The organism is Mesorhizobium hawassense, assembly GCF_003289945.1.
In the GTDB taxonomy this organism is placed as follows: Bacteria; Pseudomonadota; Alphaproteobacteria; order Rhizobiales; family Rhizobiaceae; genus Mesorhizobium; species Mesorhizobium hawassense.
Window position 1 is genome coordinate 274,071 of record NZ_QMBP01000003.1, and the last position, 19,331, is coordinate 293,401.

Sequence of the window (19,331 nt, forward strand, 5' to 3'; positions counted from 1 at the left end):
TGTTGACCTGCCGGACCACGCACTGCATACCGTTGGGCCAAGCGACGCGACACCGGGGGGGAATCGGGCGCGGGGCTGATCAGGGAGGATATGCATGGTCGGGCTTCTCGCTCTTTCCAGGACGATCGATCGCATCAATGAATTCATCGGTCGCTGGGTCTCGTGGCTGATCCTGCTCGCGATCCTGGTCAGCGCCGGCAATGCCGTCATCCGCAAGGTGTTCGACATCTCCTCCAATGCCTGGCTGGAGCTGCAATGGTACCTGTTCGGCGCCGCTTTCATGCTGGCCGCCGCCTACACGCTGAAGCAGAACGACCATATCCGCATCGACATCGTCTACGGCATGTTCTCGCAGCGCGTGCAACATTGGATCGACCTGCTCGGCCACCTGCTCTTCCTGATGCCCTTCGTGGTGCTGATGGTGATCTATTTCGTGCCCTACGTGTCGCTGTCCTTCCACAGCGGCGAGATGTCGACCAATGCCGGCGGCCTGATCGTGTGGCCGGCCAAGGCGATCCTGCTGGTCGGCTTCTTCCTGCTCGCGCTGCAGGGTGTCTCCGAGATCATCAAGAAGATCGCCATCATGCGCGGCGACATGGACGATCCCAATCCCTTCGTGTCGGCGCATGACCAGGCCAAGCTCGAGGCCGAGGCGCTGGCCGAAGAAGCCAAGGCGATCGCGGGCGAGGTCCGCTCATGATCGAATTCATCGCCCAGAACATGGCGCCGATCATGTTCGCCTCGCTGATCATCTTCCTGTTGATCGGCTACCCCGTCGCCTTCTCGCTCGCCGCCAACGGCCTGCTGTTCTTCTTCATCGGCGTGGTGCTGTCGCCCTATTCCGGCGGGTCGATCAACCTCGCCTGGCCGCTGCTGCATGCGCTGCCCGACAATTTCTACGGCACCAGGGTGATGTCCAACGACACGCTTCTGGCGATACCGTTCTTCACCTTCATGGGCATCGTGCTGGAACGCTCCGGCATGGCCGAGGATCTGCTCGACACGGTGGGGCAGCTGTTCGGCCCGATCCGCGGCGGGCTTGCCTATGCGGTGATCTTCGTCGGTGCGCTGCTTGCCGCCACGACCGGCGTGGTGGCTGCCTCCGTCATCGCCATGGGCCTGATTTCGCTGCCGATCATGCTGCGCTACGGCTACGATCGGCGTCTCGCGTCAGGCGTCATCGCAGCCTCGGGCACGCTGGCCCAGATCATCCCGCCCTCGCTGGTCCTGATCGTGCTTGCCGACCAGCTTGGACGCTCGGTCGGCGACATGTATGCCGGCGCCCTGGTCCCCGGCCTCGTGCTGACCGGCATCTACATGCTCTACATCCTGATCGTGTCGATCGTCCGGCCGAACGCGATGCCGGCATTGCCGCTCGAAGCCCGCACGCTCGGCCACGGCGTGATCTCGCTGATCGTGGCGCTGCTGGTCGCCGGCGCGATCTCCTATGCGGCCTATCGGTACCTCGCGCCGGCGCATGGCGACAATGCGGACATCCTTGGCGCCGCCGTCGGCGTGATCGTCATCTACATCGTGGCGATCGCCGACCAGCGGCTCAGGATCAACATGATGTCCAAGCTGGCGCAGCAGGTGGTGATCGTGCTGATCCCGCCGCTGGCGCTGATCTTCCTGGTGCTCGGCACGATCTTCCTCGGCATCGCCACACCGACCGAGGGCGGCGCGATGGGTTCAGTTGGCGCGTTGATCATGGCTGCGGCAAAGGGGCGGCTGTCGTTCGACGTCATCAAGCAGGCGCTGGCCTCGACGACGCGGCTCTCCTCCTTCGTGCTGTTCATCCTGATTGGCGCGCGGGTGTTTTCGCTCACCTTCTACGGCGTCAACGGTCACATCTGGGTCGAGCACCTCTTGACCTCGCTGCCCGGCGGCGAGACCGGCTTCCTGATCGGCGTCAACATCCTGGTCTTCGTGCTCGCCTTCTTCCTCGACTTCTTCGAACTCGCCTTCATCATCGTGCCGCTGCTGGCGCCCGCCGCCGACAAGCTCGGCATCGACCTGATCTGGTTCGGCGTGCTGCTCGGCGTCAACATGCAGACGAGCTTCATGCACCCGCCCTTCGGCTTCGCGCTGTTCTACCTGCGCTCGGTCGCGGCCCGCGTGCCTTACCTCGACAGGATCACCGGCAAGCAGATCGCGCCGGTCACCACCGGGCAGATCTATTGGGGCGCGGTGCCGTTCGTCTGCATCCAAGTGATCATGATCGGGCTCACCATCGCCTTCCCGCAAATGGTCATGCGCTACAAGGGGCCGGTGGTGGAGCCCGGCACTATCGACATCAAGCTGCCCGACATGCCCGCGCTGGCGCCGCTCGGCACGCCCCCGGCCAACAATGACGCGGCTCCCGCCAGTGGCGGCGCGCCGGCGGCGCCCGACCTGTCGCAACCGCCCAATTTCGGCGACGCGCCGACCCAGCCGGCAGCGCCGGCGCCGGACCTGTCGCAACCGCCCAAATTCAACTAGGGCATTTCACAGAAACGGAGAAATGCCCTATCTCTTTGTTTTGACGCAATTTCGGACGGAAGGCTACGGCGAAGCCGCCGAGCCTAACCGCTTCACACTTTTCCTGAAATTGCTCTGAGGTGATAGCCATGAGAGCCGTGCGACTGGAAGCGGTGGGCAACATCGGGTTGCGCGAGATCCCAAAACCCGTTCCAGGGCACGAGGACGTTCTCGTGCGCATCGAGGCCTGCGGTGTCTGCGGCACCGACCGGCATCTTTTTCACGGCGAGTTCCCCTGCACGCCGCCGGTGACGCTCGGCCATGAGTTCGCCGGCATCGTCGAAGCCGTCGGCGAGGCGGTGTCCGGCATTGCGGTCGGCGACCGCGTCACCGGCGATCCCAACATCGCCTGCGGACGCTGCGCCCACTGCCATGCCGGCCGCGTCAATCTCTGCAGCAATCTCAGGGCCATCGGCATCCACCGCGACGGCGGCTTCGCCGACTACGTTCTGATGCCGCGCAAGCAGGCGTTCAAGCTGCCGGCAAATCTCAAGCCGATGCATGGCGCCTTCTGCGAGCCGCTGGCCTGCTGCCTGCACGGCGTCGACCTCGCCGCGATCAGGCCGGGCGCGTCGGTGGTGGTGCTTGGCGGCGGCGTCATCGGCCTGCTCGTCGTGCAACTGGCGAAGCTCGCGGGGGCAACGACCATCATCCTGTCGACCAGGCAGGCCTCGCGCCGCGCGCTCGCCGAGGAGCTCGGCGCGACGGCGACGATCGATCCGAGCGCCGGTGACCCTGTCGCAGCTATCGCCGGTCCGTCCGGCCTGGTGCCCGGCGGTGTCGACGTCGTGCTGGAATGCGCCGGTGTGCGCGATACGGTGGAGCAATCGACACGGATGGCCCGGGCCGGCGGCACCGTCGTCATCATCGGCGTCGTGCCGCAAGGCATGAAGGTGGAAATCGAGCCGTTCGATCTTTTGTTCCGCGAGTTGAAGGTGCTCGGCTCCTTCCTCAATCCGTTCACGCATGACCGGGCGGCGCAGTTGATTGCCTCCGGCGCGATCGAGGTCGACAGGCTGATTTCGAAACATGTCAGCCTGGAAGAAGCACCGGACGTGATCGCCAACCCGCCCGCGCCAGGAGAGGTCAAGGTGCTGGTGGTGCCGGGCAAAAGCTGAAGTGCAGTCTTGCAGCGTCGGCGATTGGCGAACCCGCCGATGACAGCGCCCCTCTCCCCGTCACTATACGGGGAGAGGATGCCGGCAGGCAGGTGAGGGGCAGCGCCAATGCTGGATAGATAAGGCACGAGGTTGGGGCTTCAGCCTTCCGCTTGAGCCCAGGGCAATTCAACCGCCGAAGCCTGCGCCGCCCCGCACCTTCTCCCCGTATAGTGACGGGGAGAAGGTGCTAAACGCCTACAGCTTGCCGTTGCGCTGCTGCACCATCATGAAGGTGTCGTAATTGTATTCGGCGACCTGGGCCCACAGATAGTGCTCCTTGCGAAAGGCCTTGATCGATTCCCAGATCTTCTTGAACGGCGCGTTGTTGGATTCCATCTCGGCATAGACCTCGTTGGCCTTCTCGAAACAGGCCGCCATGATCTCCTGACTGAACGGCGCCAGCTTGGCGCCGCCGGCAACCAGCCGTTTCACGGCGGCCGGGTTCAGGTAGTCATATTTCTGCAGCATATTGGCGTCGGCAGCCTGCGCAGCCGTGTGCACCAGCGACTTATAGGCCGGCGACAATTCCTCGTACTTGGCCTTGTTGAACATCAAATGGACGGTCGGGCCGCCTTCCCACCAGCCGGGATAGTAGTAATAGGGAGCGACCTTGTAGAAGCCGAGCTTTTCGTCATCATAAGGGCCGACCCATTCGGCGGCGTCGATGGTGCCCTTTTCCAGCGCCGGGTAGATGTCGCCGCCGGCGATCTGCTGCGGCACCACCCCGAGCTTCTGCACCACTTTGCCGGCAAACCCGCCGATGCGCATCTTGAGGCCGGAGAGGTCGGCGACGGTGTTGATCTGCTTGCGGAACCAACCGCCCATCTGGACGCCGGTGTTGCCGCCCGGCAAGCCGAACAGCCCTTGCGTGGCAAGGAACTCGTTGAACAGGTCGATGCCACCGCCATGGTAATGCCAGGCATTCATGCCGCGCGCGTTCAGCGAGAAGGGCACGGCGGCGCCCAGCGCCCAAGTGGGATCCTTACCCCAGTAATAATATGCCACCGTATGGCAGGCCTCGACGGTGCCGGCCGTGGTGGCGTCGGCGGCCTGCAGGCCGGGAACGAGCTCGCCCGAGGCGAAGACCTGGACCTGGAAATTGCCGTCGGTCGCTTCCGACAGCATCTTGGAGAAGACTTCTGCGCCGCCATAGATCGTGTCGAGCGATTTCGGAAAGGACGATGCCAGCCGCCAGGTCACTTTCGGATTGGACTGGGCTATCGCCGGCGTGGCAAGCGCCGCGGCCGCTGCCGCAGCACCGACACCGGACGCACCGGCCTTGCGGATGAATGAACGACGATCCATGCAGTTTCCTCCCTTGCGGATCAGCTGACCGACCTAAAGGCCTTGCTGCCTTGGCCGGTTGCGCGAAACAATACACGGGCAAGATGTCGAGTCCAGCATCACGGGCAACGTGCAACTATAGTCTAACGCCATTCGCCCTGGCCTATGCGAGGCAGCGAAACTTGCCATGGCAAACTGCCTTCAGATCGCCTATTTTGCAGGCAGTCTAACTCCTTAGCTCTCGAAGGAACGCAAACCCAAAATGCAGCAGCCGCTCGTCGCAGTCTCGTCCGACGTCCGCCAGTTCGACAACTACACCTGGCACGCAGCACCCCAGCAATATCTGGAAGCGGCGGTCGCGGGGGCCGGGGTGTTTCCGCTGCTGGTGCCGTCCTTCGGCGATCGGCTCGACCTGGACGAATTGCTGTCGGCGGTCGACGGCGTCATGGTGACCGGTTCGAAGTCCAATGTGCATCCTTCGCTCTATGGCGGCGATCCGAGCGAGGCCAACGGCCCCTACGATCCGGCGCGCGATGCCACCACGCTGCCACTGATCCGCAAGGCGATCGAGCGCGGCGTGCCGCTGCTTGCCATCTGCCGCGGCATCCAGGAGCTGAACGTTGCGCTGGGCGGCACTCTGGGCACCGAGATCCAGGAACGCGAGGGCTCGCTCGACCACCGCGCGGCGGTGAGCGACAATCAGGACGAGCGCTTCGGCATCCACCAGACGATCTCGATCAAGCCTGGAAGCTGCCTTGCCGGCGTGTTCGGCGCCGGGGAAATCAAGGTGAACTCCTTGCATCGCCAGGCGATCGACCTGCTGGGCTCCAGGCTCCAGGTCGAGGCTTTGGCCACCGACGGAACGATCGAGGCGGTCTCGGTCAAGGATGCCCGCGCCTTCGCGGTCGGCGTGCAATGGCACCCCGAATATTGGGTGAAGTCGGACAGCAACTCCGCCAAGATCTTCAAGGCTTTCGGCGATGCCGTGCGGCTGCACGCGGCGGCGAAGACCGGAGCCCGCGCGGCGGCGGAGTAATTCCGCTTAATCTCAGTCGTTGTTCAGCGCCAGAAGCGGCGCGGCCGGCGCGTAGGACTCGTAGCCGTGGCCATCGGCAACACCGAAGGTGACGATCGGGTCGACGCCGTTCTGGCTGAACGCCACGGATCCATCCGCCTGCTCGCGCCAGAATTTGACGTGCTCGATGCCAGGCATCAGCTTACGGCAATTCGGGGCAACGCTGAGCAGGGACAGGCCGTTGGATATCTCGGCGCCGCGATGAACGGCGCAGGCTGCTTCGTCACCGTTGGCGGTCAGCTGATAGTCGCTTGACGGAGCAGCCTCCGGGGTGGCGCTTCGACCGTCGCCGCCTTGCAAGAAATGCACGCCTCCGAACAATGCAACCGACGCGACCAAACCCGCTGCGAGCTTCACCCTGCTTCTCCATGCTTACGCAGTATGGAAAATGATTTCGAAGGGTTAAGCGGGCGTTAAAGCGCGGCAAAAGCATTAATGAATGTGGCGATGATGCTAAGCCCGGGCCTTCACGTTGACCGTTTCCGGAACCGGTGTGAGCGGCCGGCGCTCGCCGAACCAGGCGACGAGATTGTCGACGCAGAGATCAGCCATGGCGCGGCGCGTGTGTTCCGAGGCCGAGCCGACATGCGGCAGCAGCGAGACGTTGGGCGCATCGAGCAGCGCCTGCGGCACGTTCGGTTCGTCGGCAAAGACATCCAGCCCGGCGGCGGCGATGGTGCCGTTCTTGAGGGCGGCGGCAAGGGCTGCCTCGTCCACCGTCGAGCCGCGGCCGATATTGACCAGGACGCCGTTCGAACCCAGCGCTGACAAGACCTCGGCATTGATCGCCTTCTCCGTGGCGGCGCCGCCTGGCGCAATGCAGATCAGTGTGTCGACAGCTTCGGCAAGGCCTTTCAACGTGGCATGGTATTGGTACGAGAGGCGTTCGACCTTGCGGCGGTTGTGGTAAGCGATCGGCAGGCCAAAGGCTTCAATGCGGCGCGCCACGGCAAGGCCTATGCGGCCCATGCCGAAAATGCCGACGCGGCGGCCGCGCAAGGTAAGCCGGCTCAGCGGGTAGTGGCCCTTCCTGACCCAGTCGCCGTCGCGCAGCCATTTCTCGGCGACGTACATTTCGCGCACCGTGTTGATCAGCAGGCCGATCGTGGTGTCGGCGACCTCCTCGGTCAGCACATCAGGCGTGTTGGTGACCATGATGTTTTTCTTGGCCGCATGGCCGGCATCGACCGAATCATAGCCGACGCCGAAGGACGCGATGAGCTCGAGGTTGGGAAGCGCGTCCATCATTGCCGCATCGATGCCGGCGAAAGAAGCGATGGCGCGCACGTCGCGGCGCATCTCGTCGGTGACCAGCGCCGGATCGGCGCGCTCGATCCTGACCCGTTTGAAGGTCCGGTCGATACGCTCGACAGCATGGTCGTTGAAGTGCCCCGGCACCAGAACGGCGACGGTCTGCAACTCCCCAGGCTTGGTCATGCACGCTCCACCGGCTTGCCGGTCGACTGCCGCACATGCAGTTCCGGCTTGATCAATTCCTGCGAGGGCCGCACCGCCTGCCCGTTCAATTTATCGAGCAGGGCGCTGGCGGCGCGGCGGCCGACTTCGCGCTGGCCGTTCCAGACCGTGGTCAGCGCCGGCGTCGCGATCGCCGCCTCCTCGAGATCGTCATAGCCGGTGACCGAGACATCGACGCCCGGCACGAGGCCGGCGCGCGCGATGCCGTTCATCAGTCCGATGGCGACCAGATCATTCCAGCAGCAGGCCGCGGTCGGCTTGTCCTTCAGCGCCAGAAACTGTCCCGCGGCCTCGAAACCGCCCTGCTTGGTGCGCGGTCCGGGAATGCGCCAGGACGGCCTGACCTCCAGCCCGGCCGCCTCCATGGCGTTGACATAGCCCTGGTAACGATCGCGGCCGGTCGATGTCTGGTCGGTGCCGCCAATCATGGCGATGCGCTTGTGGCCGAGCGAGATCAAATGATTGGTGGCTAGCGCGGTGCCATAGGCATCGTCGCCGCGGAACACCGGCACGTCGGCGCCGGCGACGGTGCGCGCGATCAGCACCGCCGGCAGGCCGTTTTCCTCGGCCATGATGATGTCCTCGGCCGGCGTGCCGATGGCCGGCGACATGATGACGCCGTCGGCGCCGAGCTGCAGCAGCGTGTCGATGAAGGTGCGCTGCTTTTCGAGCTGATCGTAGTGGTTGGACAGTATGAAGGTCTGGCGGCTGCGGTCGAGCTCGCTTTCGATCGAGCGCAGGATCTCGGCGAAGAACGGGTTCATGATGTCGTGCACGACGACGCCGACGATGCCGGAGCGCGAAGTGCGCAGCGATGCGGCGCGGCGGTTGTAGATATAGCCGATGGCGCGGGCGTGTTCCTTGATACGCTCGCGCGTGGCGCCGGCCACCAGCGGGCTGTCGCGCAGCGCCAGGGACACCGTTGCCGTGGAGACGCCGAGCGCATCCGCGATCGTCGAAAGCTTGATCTTCTGTGCCAGTGCCCTTCGCTCCCCAGGGTCTTCAGATTCAGGTCTTTAAATTGTTTAAAACGGCCTTATGCCATCGGATTTGGAGCAAATCAAAGTTTTTTCGCCAGAGTTTCAGCTTCGGTATCCACCGTCGCGAGGTTGCGCAGGCGCAGCCGGTGCTCGCGATGGATGATGTAAAGACCGCTGGCGACGATGATGGCCGCGCCCAGCAACGTCCAGCGATCCGGGAACTGGTGGAAGATCACCCAGCCGGAAACGATCATCCAGACCATTTGCGAATAGGGGTAAGGCGCAAGTGCCGTGGTGGTTGCGAGGCGATAGGCCTGCACCAGCAGATAGTGACCGCCGGCGCCGAAGACGCCCAGCATCAGCAGAATGATCCAGTGCCAGCCGTCCTGCGGCAGCGCATGCGAGAAGGGCAGCGTTGGCAACAGCAGCACGGCCGGCGCCAGGGCCGAGAACAGGATCAGGCTCTCGGACGTCTCGGTCGACGACATGCGCCGGGTCATGATGACGTAGAAACTGTTCGACAGCATCGAGCCCAGCGCGAAGAGATGGCCGATACCGAACACGCCCACGCCGGGCCGGGTGATGACGAGAACGCCGACAAAGCCGGTGAGGATCGCCAGCCAACGCCGCCAGCCGGCCCATTCGCCGAGCAGCGGGCCGGCAAGCGCGGTGATGACCATCGGGCCGAAGAAATAGATCGACGTGGTCTCGGCCAGTTGCAGCGTCTTCAGCGCCAGGATGTTGAACATGGTCGAGCCGAAGAGCAGGCAGCCGCGCAAGATATGGGCCGGCAGGTTGTTGGCGCGGAAGCGCGACGGCTCGCGCCAGCCGCGCAGGAAGAGACCCACCAGCAGCACATGGACGGTAAAGCGCGTCCAGGCGACGATCAGCGCCGAGACGCCGGCCAGCACCAGATATTTGCTGGAGGTGTCGAGAAAGGTGAAGCAGACATAGACGCAAAGCATCAAAAGCATCGCCGCGGGCGGCGTTGCGCTGTCGTCTTGGGTTTTGGAAGCAGACAAATTCGGGCCGGGAGGAAGCAAAGGCGGAGGTCCCACCTTTGCGGCAATCAAAGCTTGCCGGCAAGCCAATTGTCCGATGTGGCCGGACCAAAAGCGGCCGCTGCAACAACACCCGTCGATTCAGGCGTGCATGCGAGCGCCCTTGGTGATCTTGTCGACCAGCTTCTTTTCGGCGCGAAGCGCGATGCCGACGATCTTGGCGTCGTCGGGACCAAATTCGGCGAAGACGGAGCGGTTGGCGATGTCGTGGCCGGTCGCGAACATCTCCTCGACATAGGCGGATGCCGTGACGCCGCGCTCCAATGCCCGACGATGGATCGTGCCCAGCGTCGCCCCATCCGTCGACAAGACGATGACCGGCTGGATGGACATGGGGTTGTAGCGATTGCCGGCGCGGTCGCGATAGGCCTCGCCGATGATCTGGGGGAACTGCGCCACGATACCGCTGGTCAGGAACGCCGTGACGTTGAGCTTCTGCCACACAGGCAGATCGTCGCGCAGAACAATTGCAATTTTCGAATCGAACACCAAGATGGAAACTCCGGGAGACGGCCCATGACGGGCATGGATGACGCGATGACGCTGGGTCTAGGCGGCGAGACGCTGGAAGGTCTTGAACGTTCGTGCGCGGGTGCGAGCAGGGACCGCATCATTGCGGCGCCGGGCGGCCTCGGTCTCGAACGCATCGAGGCGCGCTTCCACGGCAACGCCTTCGACCTGCACCGGCACGACACTTATGCCATCGGCGTGACGCTCGACGGCGTGCAGCGCTTCCACTATCGCGGTGCCGTGCAGCACAGCCTGCCCGGCCAGGTGATCGTGCTGCATCCGGACGAATTGCATGATGGCGGCGCCGGCACGGAGGACGGCCTGCGCTACAGGATCCTCTATCTGGAGCCCTCCCTGCTGCTCGACTGCCTCGGCGGCGAGCCGTTGCCTTTCGTCCGCGACGCCGTGGTCAGCGACCCTCGCTTGCGCGATACGCTGCTCTCGGCGCTGACGCCGCTGGACGAGGAACTCGGCGACCTGTTCGTGGCGGATTTCGTTGCACAGCTGGCGCAGGAATTGCGACGCCATGCCGGACAGCCGGCAAAATCAGCGGGCAAGACCGCATGGCGCGCGGCGTCACTTGCCCGCGACTATCTGGAAGAGAATGCCGAGCGTCCGGTTCGCTCCGACGAATTAGAGGCCGTTACCGGCCTCGACCGTTACGCACTGTCGCGGCATTTCCGCGCGACCTATTCGACCAGCCCGCATCGCTTCCTGTTGATGCGCCGGCTGCAAAGGGCGCGGCGCATGATCGTCGAGGAAGAGTCGCTGGCGGAAATCGCCGCTGCCGCCGGCTTCAGCGACCAGAGCCATTTCAACCGGCATTTCAAGAAGGCGTTCGGGGTGACGCCTGGGCGCTGGGCTACGCTGGTGCGAAGCGCGACGCGTAGCGTCGTCGCGAAACCGCGAGACGCCCGATGATAGCTCTCAGGCGCGACGCGCAGCGTCGTCGCCCTTTCAGTTAAGCTGCTGATGCTTGGGTGGCGATTGAAGCGACGATGCTGCGCATCGCGCTGACGGAACAATGTCGACGTGGGTGCGTGGAGCGACGACGCTGCGCGTCGCGCTTTCACGCCTCATCCAACTCCGCGTCGTCGTCGATCAACACCAGATCTTCGTTCGACAGATTGGCCTCGATGCGGGCCAGCAGCTTGAACAGCGCCTTCTGGTCCTTCTTGTCGAGGCCCTTCAGCGCCTGCTTCTCGGTCTTCTTGACCGACTTCTCGATGGCGCGGATGGTTTCACGGCCGGACTCGGTGAGGAAGATGTGCGCCTGGCGGGCATCGGCCGAGGAGGCGCGCTTCTCCAGGAAACCTTGCGCCTGCAGCCGGTTGATGGTCTTGGTGATGGTCGGCGGGCGCACGCCCAGCCGGCCGGCGAGATTGCCCGGGGTCTGGCCGTCCTCACGGTCGAGTGCCAGCATGATCTGGTCCTGGCCGGCGTAGAAGCCATGCGCCAGAAGCCGCGCCGCGAGCGCCGTGCGCGCCAGCCGCGCCGCCGAATGCAGCCGGCTCATTGTCGCTGTCTTGTCCGCCTTGGCCATGGTCATTCCCTCTTCGGCCGAACCGGTGCGGACAGCATAGAGGCTGCGCGGCGGCTGGCAAATGACGATTTAAAGAGTCCGGCTTGGAGAACGCTTTGCCGGCAAGCATTGCGGTGCCCGCGCAGGTGATGCCAGAGGTTTATTTCAGTTAGATGACAAACGACTTTTGGCTCGACGGGATTCACAACGGAAAGAGCACGATCGCGAGGCGGCGCCTCCCACCGCTCGCTCGTTTGACCGTTGGGATCCCTCCCGCTCCGTCCTTGGCGCCTGCCCTGACCAAGGCCTCGGCTGGCCCAGCGGTTTGCGACGTGCAAAAGCCGCCGCGCCATCCTATATGAGGCCGACAAATCCCTAGGGACATCGATTTTTTCGAGGCAAGCCATGAGCGATGCACAGACGCAAATCCCCGTAACCGTTCTCACCGGCTATCTCGGCGCGGGCAAGACGACGCTGCTCAACCGCATCCTGTCGGAGAACCACGGCAAGCGTTACGCCGTCATCGTCAACGAGTTCGGCGAGATCGGCATCGACAACGACCTGATCGTGGAATCCGACGAGGAAATCTACGAGATGAACAATGGCTGCGTGTGCTGCACGGTGCGCGGCGACCTGATCCGCGTCGTCGAGGGCCTGATGAAGCGGCCCGGCCGCTTCGACGCCATCGTCGTGGAGACCACGGGCCTCGCGGACCCGGTGCCGGTGGCGCAGACCTTCTTCATGGATGACGACGTGCGCACCAAGACCAAGCTCGACGCGGTGGTGGCGCTGGTCGACGCCAAGCACCTGCCGCTGCGACTCAAGGATTCCAAGGAAGCCGAGGACCAGATCGCCTTCGCCGACGTGGTGGTGCTGAACAAGACCGACCTCGTCACGCCCGAAGAGCTCGAAAAGGTCGAGGCGACGATCCGCGCAATCAACCCGGCGGCAAAAATCCATCGCACGCAGCGTTCCGGCGTGGCGCTCGACGAAGTTCTCGACCGCGGCGCCTTCGACCTGTCGCGCGCGCTGGAGAACGATCCGCATTTCCTCGACGCGCATGACCACGATCACGACCATGAATGCGGCCCGGACTGCGATCACGACCATCACCATCATGACGGTCACGATCATCACCATCACCACCATGCCTCCGACATCCATGACGTCACGGTTAAGTCGGTGTCGCTGCGTGGCGGCGAGATGGACCCGAAGAAGTTCTTCCCCTGGATCGAGAAGGTGACCCAGATGGAAGGGCCGAACATCCTGCGGCTGAAGGGCATCATCGCGCTGAAGGGCGACGAGGACCGCTATGTGCTGCAGGGCGTGCACATGATCCTCGAGGGCGACCACCAGCGGGCCTGGAAAGACGGCGAAAAGCACGAAAGCCGGCTGGTCTTCATCGGCCGCGACCTCGACGACGAGCGGCTCAAGAAGAGCTTCGACGCCTGCCAGGCGGCCTGATTCCGACGACATGGCGCAAACCTGGGCTCGAAGCACCTGGAAGACGACCCGTCGGGTGCTGGCGGAGATTCCAGATCAAAGCCTCTGGCGCGGCGACGTCATCCGGTTCGTCCACGATCCGTCGCTAGGCCCCGGTTCGCCGCCGGCCGAGTTCATGCTCTTCGAGACGTGGGGGTATGACGACGTACTGGGGTTGCTAAAGCTCAAGGGCTACAAAGCTGGCCTGCCATTCCTGTATTTTCCCAAAGAGAGCCAGGGAAGCGGCAAACTGTCCCTGGAGACCAGCTGGCTCCTCAAAAACTGGGACAAATGGTTTGTGTATAGCTATCACACCGACGAAAACGAGAAACTGATTGCCCTTCCCCTCGAAGGCACACTGATTGCCCTTCCCCTCGAAGGCACATTGATCAAAAGACGGTCCAAACCCGCGCCACGATTAAAGATCTGATGCCCACAGTTGCCCCCCTTGATCTCGAAGGCCATTGCGTCGCCGCCGTCTTCCTAAACGACGTGCCGCATTTCGCCGTGGCCGACGGCGCTATCCATCGCCTGGACAATGGGCATAAGACGGTGCAGGCCAATGACGGGCTGCTTGCCGCTTTCCATGACGCGGCCAACGACCGGCTGATCAGCGGCGGCGAGGACGGCAAGGTGTTTGCCGTAAGGGCCGGCGGCGAGGTGAGCGAACTGGCCAGCGCCGGCAAGAAGTGGGTCACTAGCGTCACCACCGGGCCGCAAGGCACAATCGCCTATGCCTCGGGCAAGACCGCTTTCGTGCGTTTCGCCGACGGCAAGATCAAGGAATTCAAGCATCCGCGCTCGGTGGAGGGGCTCGCCTTCTCACCCAAGGGCATGCGCTTCGGTGTCGCCCGCTACAATGGGGCGACGCTGCATTTTCCGGCGGCGGAGGGCAAGCCTGTCGAGCTCGAATGGGCCGGCGCCCATACCGGCATCACTTTTTCGCCGGATGGGGCCTTCCTCGTCACCACCATGCAGGAAAACGCGCTGCATGGCTGGAAGCTCGCCGACGGCAAGCACATGCGCATGAGCGGTTACCCCGGCAAGGTGAAGAGCCTGTCGTGGAGCGTGAAGGGCAAATGGCTGGCAAGCTCCGGCGCGCCGGCGGCGATCGTCTGGCCCTTCTCAGCTAAGGACGGCCCGATGGGCAAGGCGCCGCTGGAGCTCGGCACGCGCGGCAACACGATGGTGACCTGCGTCGCCTGCCATCCGAGCCAGGATGTCGTGGCTGTCGGCTATGAGGACGGCATGGTGATCGCGGCGCGTTTCGCCGACGCCAAGGAAGTGCTGCTGCGCCGCCCGGGCAAGGGCGCCATCACGTCGATGATGTGGGACAAGGAGGAGCGCCGCGTCGTCTTCGGCAGCGCCGCCGGCGATTGCGGCGTCATCGATATTACTGCGTAGGCAATAGGCAGTAGGCAGTAGAAAGAGAGACCCTACTGCCTACTGCCTACTGCCCTACTGCCTACTGCCTACTGCCTACTGCCTACTGCCTACTGCCTACTGCCTACTGCCTACTGCCTCAACGGTTGCGGTTTGATCATTCGGCGCCGCAGGAAACATCGCCCTTGAATTGCACGGGATCGCTGCTCATGCCGGCCGTGCCGTCATTGACCGACAGCGTGTAGTGTCCGTCATAGGTGCCTTCATCCTTGGCCTTGGTCATGATCGTCAGTTCCACCGAACGGTAAGTGTCCTTGGCTCCATGCTCGCGGTAGACGAGCAACCGCAAATCCTCGCCGGCCAGCCAATATTGCGCCAGGTTCTGGTCCTCGAACACCGTCTTGCGCAGGCTGTCGGCGGCGGGACGGTCCTTGATCTCCAGGTCGCCGCGGAAGTTGAAGGTCGGCCCGCCAAGACCCCGGGTCACGCCGGCGTCGAGCTGAAAGGCAACCTTGGGGTCATCGACCGAGCACCAGAGAGCGCCGGAAGCGAAACCGGCATCCGCTGAAGCAAGCAGCGCAGTAGCGCAAAGAACAGTCCGCATTTCCCCCTCCTCCATGCCTGCCCCATTGAGGCCCTTACGGCAATGCTTGGTCAAGACCGCTGATCCAACACCCACCCCCGGCGCGGCCAATTGCGGTTTTGCCAACCGGTTGGCAGAGTGCCGCGCCAACAGAGGGGTTTTCATGCAGGCATCGGATTCACGGACTTCCATCGGCGGCATCGACATCGCCCGCATCGCCGAATTGCGCGAGGCGGAGGCGGCCGCCTTCCGCAAGGCTCGGCCGAAATCCGAAGCGAAATTGGGCAACGGCATTGCCGGCTTCCTCGGCGGCGTGCCGATGCATTGGATGACCGACTGGCCGACGCCGTTCCCGATCCTCGTCGACGGCGCCAAGGGCGCCACCATCACCGATGTCGACGGCAACAGGCTCGACGATTTCTGTTTGGGCGACACCGGCTCGATGCTCGGCCATTCGCCGCCGGCTGTCGCGCGCGCCATCCGCCGGCAGGCAGCGCGCGGCCTGACCTATATGCTGCCCAGCGAGGATGCGCTGGAGATCGGAACGCTGCTGCAGCGGCGTTTCGGCCTGCCCTATTGGCAGATCGCCACCACCGCGACCGACGCCAACCGCTTCGCGCTGCGCGTCGCCCGCGCCGTGACGGGACGCGAAAAGATCTTGGTCTTCAACGGCTGCTACCACGGCTCGGTCGACGAGACGATGGTGCGGCTGATCGACGGCAAGCCGGTGAACCGCCCTGGACTGGCGGGCGAATTCCGCGACCTGACGCGCGCGACGAAGATCGTCGAGTTCAACGACATTGCCGCGCTCGAAGCCGCACTTGCGGATCGCGACGTCGCCTGCGTCATCACTGAGCCGGTGCTGACCAACTCCTGCATGGTGCTGCCGGAAGCCGGCTTCCACGACGCGCTGCGGCGGCTGACCCGCGCTGCCGGCACGCTGCTTCTGATTGACGAGACGCACACGATTTCGACCGGTCCCGGCGGCTACACGCGCAAATACGGGCTGGAGCCGGACCTGTTCGTGCTCGGCAAGCCGGTGGCGGGCGGCGTGCCGGCGAGCATCTGGGGCATGAGCGAGGAGGTCGCCACCCGCTACGGCGCCTACAACCGGACCAAGGAGCCCGGCTATTCCGGCATGGGCACGACGCTGTCGGCCAACCCGCTGCAATTCGCGGCGATGCGCGCCACGCTGGAAGAGGTGATGACGGAGGAGGCTTACGCGCATATGGACCGGCTGGCGCGACGGCTCGATGCGGGGCTTTCCGCCGTCATCCAGCGCAACAAGCTACCCTGGCATGTCGCGCGTGTCGGAGCGCGCGTCGAGTTCATCTGCGCGCCCGGGCCGCTCAAGAATGGCGGCGAGGCGGAAAAGGCGCATGCGCCGGAACTGGAAGCCGCCATCCATGTCGCGCTGGTCAATCGCGGCGTGCTGATCGCGCCGTTCCACAACATGATGCTGATTTCGCCGACAACGACTTCCGCGCAAGTGAGCCGGCTGGTCGCCGCCTTCGCCGCGGTTGCGGCCAGGCTTACGGCATGAGACAAGCGGCGATGGACAACCCGAACGCCGTTACCACGTCCCCTTCCGGCTCGACGCCCGCCGAGGCCAAGGCCTTTCTCGACGCGCATCCCGAGATCGAGGCGTTCGACATCGTGCTGACCGACGCCAACGGCATCGGGCGCGGCAAGATCGTTCGCCGGCACGAGTTGATGGGCATTTTCGAGAACGGCCGGCATCTGCCGATCTCGATCCTCGGCCTCGACATCACCGGCGAGGATGTGCACGAGACCGGACTGGTGTGGGACACCGGCGACGGCGACCTGCGGGCCTGGCCGATCCCCGGCACGTTGGTGCCGCTCTTCGGCACCAACCCGCCGCGTGGCCAGGTGCTGATGTCCATGCATCATCTCGACGGCCAGCCGATGACTTCCGATCCGCGGCTGGTGCTGGCAAGACAGGTGGAACTGCTGGCGGCGCGCGGCCTGCATCCGGCCGGCGCCTTCGAACTCGAGTTCTTCCTGTTGTCGAACGAACGCGACGCGGACGGCAAGGTGCAGCCTGCCCGCGCGGTGCTCGACGGTCGACGTTCGGCGAAGACCGAGGTCTATTCGGTCGACCACCTGCACGGCATGGAGCCGCTGTTTTCCGACATCTACGCCGCCGCCAGGGCGCAAGGCATTCCGGCCGAGACCGTGATCTCCGAATACGCACCCGGCCAGTACGAACTGACGCTGAACTACCGCAAGGACGTGATGCGGGCGGCCGACGACCTCGTCTTGCTGAAGCGGCTGGTGCGGGCGCAGGCGCGGCGGCACGGCGTCACCGCCTGCTTCATGGCCAAACCGATCGAGGCCTATGCCGGATCCGGCATGCATTTCCATGTCTCGCTGCAGGACGATGCCGGCCGCAACGTCTTCACCGAGGCCGCCGGCGAAAAATGGTCGCCGAAGCTGCTCAACGCGCTAGGCGGCCTGATCCAAACCATGGCGGAATCGATGCTGGTCTTCGCGCCGCACGCCAATTCCTGGCGCCGTTTCGTCTCGCAATCCTACGCGCCGGTGGCACCGACATGGGGCGTCAACAACCGGTCGGTGGCGTTGCGCGTGCCGGCGGGCGACGCCAAAAACCGTCGCATCGAGCACCGGCCGTCCGGCGTCGACGCCAATCCCTATCTGGTGGCGGCGACGGTGCTGGCCGGCATCATCAAAGGCCTGGACGAAAAGCTGGATCCGGGGCCTGAGACAACCGGCAACGGCTACGAGCAGGCAACCGAGAAATCCAGGATGCCGGCCGACTGGCGCGCCGCGATCGAGGCGGCCAGGACCTCCGATTTCCTGAAATCGGCGCTCGGCGCCGACCTGCATCGCACCTTCGTGGCAATCAAGCAGGCGGAATATCTGCGCGTCGCGCGCACCGTCAGCGAGCTGGATTATCACCTCTATCTGCATGAGGTGTGAGCTCTCCCCAAAATGACATTAGAGCGCGCGGCGATCACAAATTGCCGCGCCCCTATCAAAAGCTATAGCCAACGCGCAATTGAGAACATATCATGAACAAATGACTGCGCTATCCCTTCGCGAGAAACTGGCGATCCTGTCCGATGCCGCCAAATATGATGCTTCCTGCGCCTCTTCCGGTTCGGCGAAGCGCGACTCGCTGAAATCGGGCGGCATCGGTTCGACCGAGGGGTCCGGCATCTGCCATTCCTACGCTCCGGACGGGCGCTGCATCTCGCTCTTGAAAATCCTGCTGACCAATTTCTGCATCTACGACTGCAGCTACTGCATCAACCGCTCGTCCTCGAATGTGCGGCGCGCCCGCTTCAGCGTCGACGACGTGGTGCAACTCACCATGGATTTCTATCGGCGCAACTACATCGAGGGGCTGTTCCTATCGTCAGGTGTCATCCGCTCGCCGGACGAGACGATGGGCGAGATGGTCGAGGTGGCGCGGCGGCTGAGGATCGAGGAAAAGTTCGGCGGCTATATTCATCTCAAAACAATCCCCGAAGCCTCGGCCGGATTGATCGAAATGGCCGGTCTCTACGCCGACCGGCTGTCGATCAATGTCGAACTGCCGACCGACGAGGGCGTGAAGAAGCTGGCGCCGGAAAAGAAACCGGAAACGATCCGGCTTTCGATGGCGAAACTGCGCCGCAAGATCGAGGAGAAGGCCGAGCCGACCTTGCAGAGCCGCAAGCGAGAGCGTTTCGCGCCGGGCGGCCAGTCGACGCAGATGATCGTCGGCGCCGACAGGATGTCCGATGATGGCATCCTGCGCGCCAGCGCCCGGCTCTATGGCAGCTATCATCTCAGACGCGTTTACTATTCCGCGTTCAGCCCGATCCCGGATTCGTCGTCATCGCTGCCGCTGCAGAGGCCGCCGCTGATGCGCGAGCATCGGCTTTACCAGGCGGACTGGCTGATGCGCTTCTACGGCTTCTCGCAGCCGGAGATCCTGGCCGGCAGCGCGGACGGCATGCTGGACCTTGCGATCGACCCCAAGCTTGCCTGGGCGCTGCGCAATCGTGGCCGGTTCCCGGTCGACGTCAACCGCGCCGAGCGCGAAGCGCTGCTGCGCGTTCCGGGCCTTGGCACCAAGGTCATCGACCGGATCATCGAGACGCGTCGCTATCGCCGGCTGCGGCTCGAGGATGTCGGCCGCATCTGCCACTCGGTCGCCAAGCTGCGGCCCTTCATCATCGCTGAGGGATGGTCGCCGGGCGCGCTGACCGACAAGGCCGGTTTGCGCCAAGTGATCACCGGCTCCTGCGAGCAGCTGTCGCTGTTCTGAC

The 19,331-nt window shown here is 64.1% G+C and carries 19 protein-coding genes; 11 read left to right on the forward strand and 8 right to left on the reverse strand.

Features of this window, described 5'->3' with window-relative positions; translation table 11 throughout:
* The first annotated feature begins 94 nt into the window (after positions 1 to 94).
* The 3 genes from DPM33_RS08610 (at position 95) to DPM33_RS08620 (ending at position 3,635) form a co-directional block, all read left to right on the forward strand.
* Positions 95 to 700: a TRAP transporter small permease subunit gene (locus DPM33_RS08610; protein WP_112096985.1), complete on the forward strand. Its 606-nt coding sequence runs from the start codon at positions 95 to 97 to the stop codon at positions 698 to 700.
* Positions 697 to 2,478: a TRAP transporter large permease gene (locus tag DPM33_RS08615; protein WP_167448995.1), complete on the forward strand. Its 1,782-nt coding sequence runs from the start codon at positions 697 to 699 to the stop codon at positions 2,476 to 2,478. The genes DPM33_RS08610 and DPM33_RS08615 overlap by 4 nt, the downstream gene beginning before the upstream one ends.
* A gap of 128 nt (positions 2,479 to 2,606) precedes the next feature.
* On the forward strand, positions 2,607 to 3,635 hold the full coding sequence (locus DPM33_RS08620; RefSeq protein ID WP_112096986.1) for a zinc-dependent alcohol dehydrogenase family protein: 1,029 nt from the start codon (positions 2,607 to 2,609) through the stop codon (positions 3,633 to 3,635).
* 237 nt (positions 3,636 to 3,872) lie between these two features.
* Here DPM33_RS08620 and DPM33_RS08625 read toward each other — a convergent pair whose 3' ends face one another.
* Complete coding sequence (locus DPM33_RS08625; RefSeq protein ID WP_112096987.1) at positions 3,873 to 4,982, reverse strand: TRAP transporter substrate-binding protein; 1,110 nt, start codon at positions 4,980 to 4,982, stop codon at positions 3,873 to 3,875.
* A gap of 241 nt (positions 4,983 to 5,223) precedes the next feature.
* Between DPM33_RS08625 and DPM33_RS08630 the strand changes: the two genes are divergently transcribed.
* Positions 5,224 to 5,997 (forward strand): gamma-glutamyl-gamma-aminobutyrate hydrolase family protein, encoded by a 774-nt coding sequence (locus DPM33_RS08630; RefSeq protein WP_112096988.1) that lies wholly within the window; start codon positions 5,224 to 5,226, stop codon positions 5,995 to 5,997.
* Positions 5,998 to 6,009: 12 nt separating this feature from the next.
* On the opposite strand, the gene DPM33_RS08635 is transcribed toward DPM33_RS08630, so the two are convergent.
* The 5 genes from DPM33_RS08635 to DPM33_RS08655 all read right to left on the reverse strand — a co-directional run bounded on the left by DPM33_RS08635 (position 6,010) and on the right by DPM33_RS08655 (position 10,042).
* On the reverse strand, positions 6,010 to 6,393 hold the full coding sequence (locus tag DPM33_RS08635) for a hypothetical protein (RefSeq protein WP_112096989.1): 384 nt from the start codon (positions 6,391 to 6,393) through the stop codon (positions 6,010 to 6,012).
* Between the two features lie 96 nt (positions 6,394 to 6,489).
* Positions 6,490 to 7,473 (reverse strand): 2-hydroxyacid dehydrogenase, encoded by a 984-nt coding sequence (locus tag DPM33_RS08640; protein WP_112096990.1) that lies wholly within the window; start codon positions 7,471 to 7,473, stop codon positions 6,490 to 6,492.
* Positions 7,470 to 8,492 carry a LacI family DNA-binding transcriptional regulator gene (locus DPM33_RS08645; RefSeq protein WP_112096991.1) on the reverse strand — a complete coding sequence of 341 codons (1,023 nt, stop codon included), beginning with the start codon at positions 8,490 to 8,492 and terminating at the stop codon, positions 7,470 to 7,472. The genes DPM33_RS08640 and DPM33_RS08645 overlap by 4 nt, the downstream gene beginning before the upstream one ends.
* Positions 8,493 to 8,572: 80 nt before the next feature.
* A complete protein-coding gene (locus tag DPM33_RS08650) occupies positions 8,573 to 9,457 on the reverse strand; it encodes a DMT family transporter (protein ID WP_167449014.1) in 885 nt (294 codons plus the stop codon).
* Between the two features lie 177 nt (positions 9,458 to 9,634).
* Positions 9,635 to 10,042 (reverse strand): DUF2000 family protein, encoded by a 408-nt coding sequence (locus tag DPM33_RS08655; protein ID WP_112097281.1) that lies wholly within the window; start codon positions 10,040 to 10,042, stop codon positions 9,635 to 9,637.
* A gap of 27 nt (positions 10,043 to 10,069) precedes the next feature.
* Here DPM33_RS08655 and DPM33_RS08660 point away from each other — a divergent pair, with 27 nt between their 5' ends.
* Positions 10,070 to 10,984: an AraC family transcriptional regulator gene (locus DPM33_RS08660; RefSeq protein ID WP_425373478.1), complete on the forward strand. Its 915-nt coding sequence runs from the start codon at positions 10,070 to 10,072 to the stop codon at positions 10,982 to 10,984.
* A gap of 148 nt (positions 10,985 to 11,132) precedes the next feature.
* Here the strand turns inward: DPM33_RS08660 and DPM33_RS08665 are convergent, their stop codons facing one another.
* The gene (locus tag DPM33_RS08665; protein ID WP_112097283.1) at positions 11,133 to 11,606 is read right to left on the reverse strand and encodes a MarR family winged helix-turn-helix transcriptional regulator; all 474 of its coding nucleotides are present in this window, start codon (positions 11,604 to 11,606) and stop codon (positions 11,133 to 11,135) included.
* A gap of 384 nt (positions 11,607 to 11,990) precedes the next feature.
* Here DPM33_RS08665 and DPM33_RS08670 point away from each other — a divergent pair, with 384 nt between their 5' ends.
* From DPM33_RS08670 to DPM33_RS08680, 3 genes are read left to right on the forward strand one after another with little or no spacing between them, the layout of a single operon-like run.
* Positions 11,991 to 13,049, forward strand: coding sequence for a CobW family GTP-binding protein (locus DPM33_RS08670; protein ID WP_112096992.1), 1,059 nt, complete (start codon positions 11,991 to 11,993; stop codon positions 13,047 to 13,049).
* A 10-nt stretch (positions 13,050 to 13,059) separates the two neighbouring features.
* Positions 13,060 to 13,497 carry an Imm45 family immunity protein gene (imm45, locus tag DPM33_RS08675; RefSeq protein ID WP_112096993.1) on the forward strand — a complete coding sequence of 146 codons (438 nt, stop codon included), beginning with the start codon at positions 13,060 to 13,062 and terminating at the stop codon, positions 13,495 to 13,497.
* Positions 13,497 to 14,471 (forward strand): WD40 repeat domain-containing protein, encoded by a 975-nt coding sequence (locus tag DPM33_RS08680; RefSeq protein ID WP_112096994.1) that lies wholly within the window; start codon positions 13,497 to 13,499, stop codon positions 14,469 to 14,471. Before imm45 ends, DPM33_RS08680 begins: the two co-directional genes overlap by 1 nt.
* Before the next feature lie 136 nt (positions 14,472 to 14,607).
* Here the strand turns inward: DPM33_RS08680 and DPM33_RS08685 are convergent, their stop codons facing one another.
* Positions 14,608 to 15,054, reverse strand: coding sequence for a hypothetical protein (locus DPM33_RS08685; protein ID WP_112096995.1), 447 nt, complete (start codon positions 15,052 to 15,054; stop codon positions 14,608 to 14,610).
* A 142-nt stretch (positions 15,055 to 15,196) separates the two neighbouring features.
* Between DPM33_RS08685 and DPM33_RS08690 the strand changes: the two genes are divergently transcribed.
* From DPM33_RS08690 to DPM33_RS08700, 3 genes are all read left to right on the forward strand, one after another.
* A complete protein-coding gene (locus tag DPM33_RS08690; RefSeq protein ID WP_112096996.1) occupies positions 15,197 to 16,576 on the forward strand; it encodes an aspartate aminotransferase family protein in 1,380 nt (459 codons plus the stop codon).
* An 11-nt stretch (positions 16,577 to 16,587) separates the two neighbouring features.
* A complete protein-coding gene (locus DPM33_RS08695) occupies positions 16,588 to 17,994 on the forward strand; it encodes a glutamine synthetase family protein (protein WP_112096997.1) in 1,407 nt (468 codons plus the stop codon).
* 100 nt (positions 17,995 to 18,094) lie between these two features.
* Complete coding sequence (locus DPM33_RS08700; protein WP_112096998.1) at positions 18,095 to 19,330, forward strand: putative DNA modification/repair radical SAM protein; 1,236 nt, start codon at positions 18,095 to 18,097, stop codon at positions 19,328 to 19,330.
* The last annotated feature ends 1 nt before the right edge of the window (position 19,331 follow it).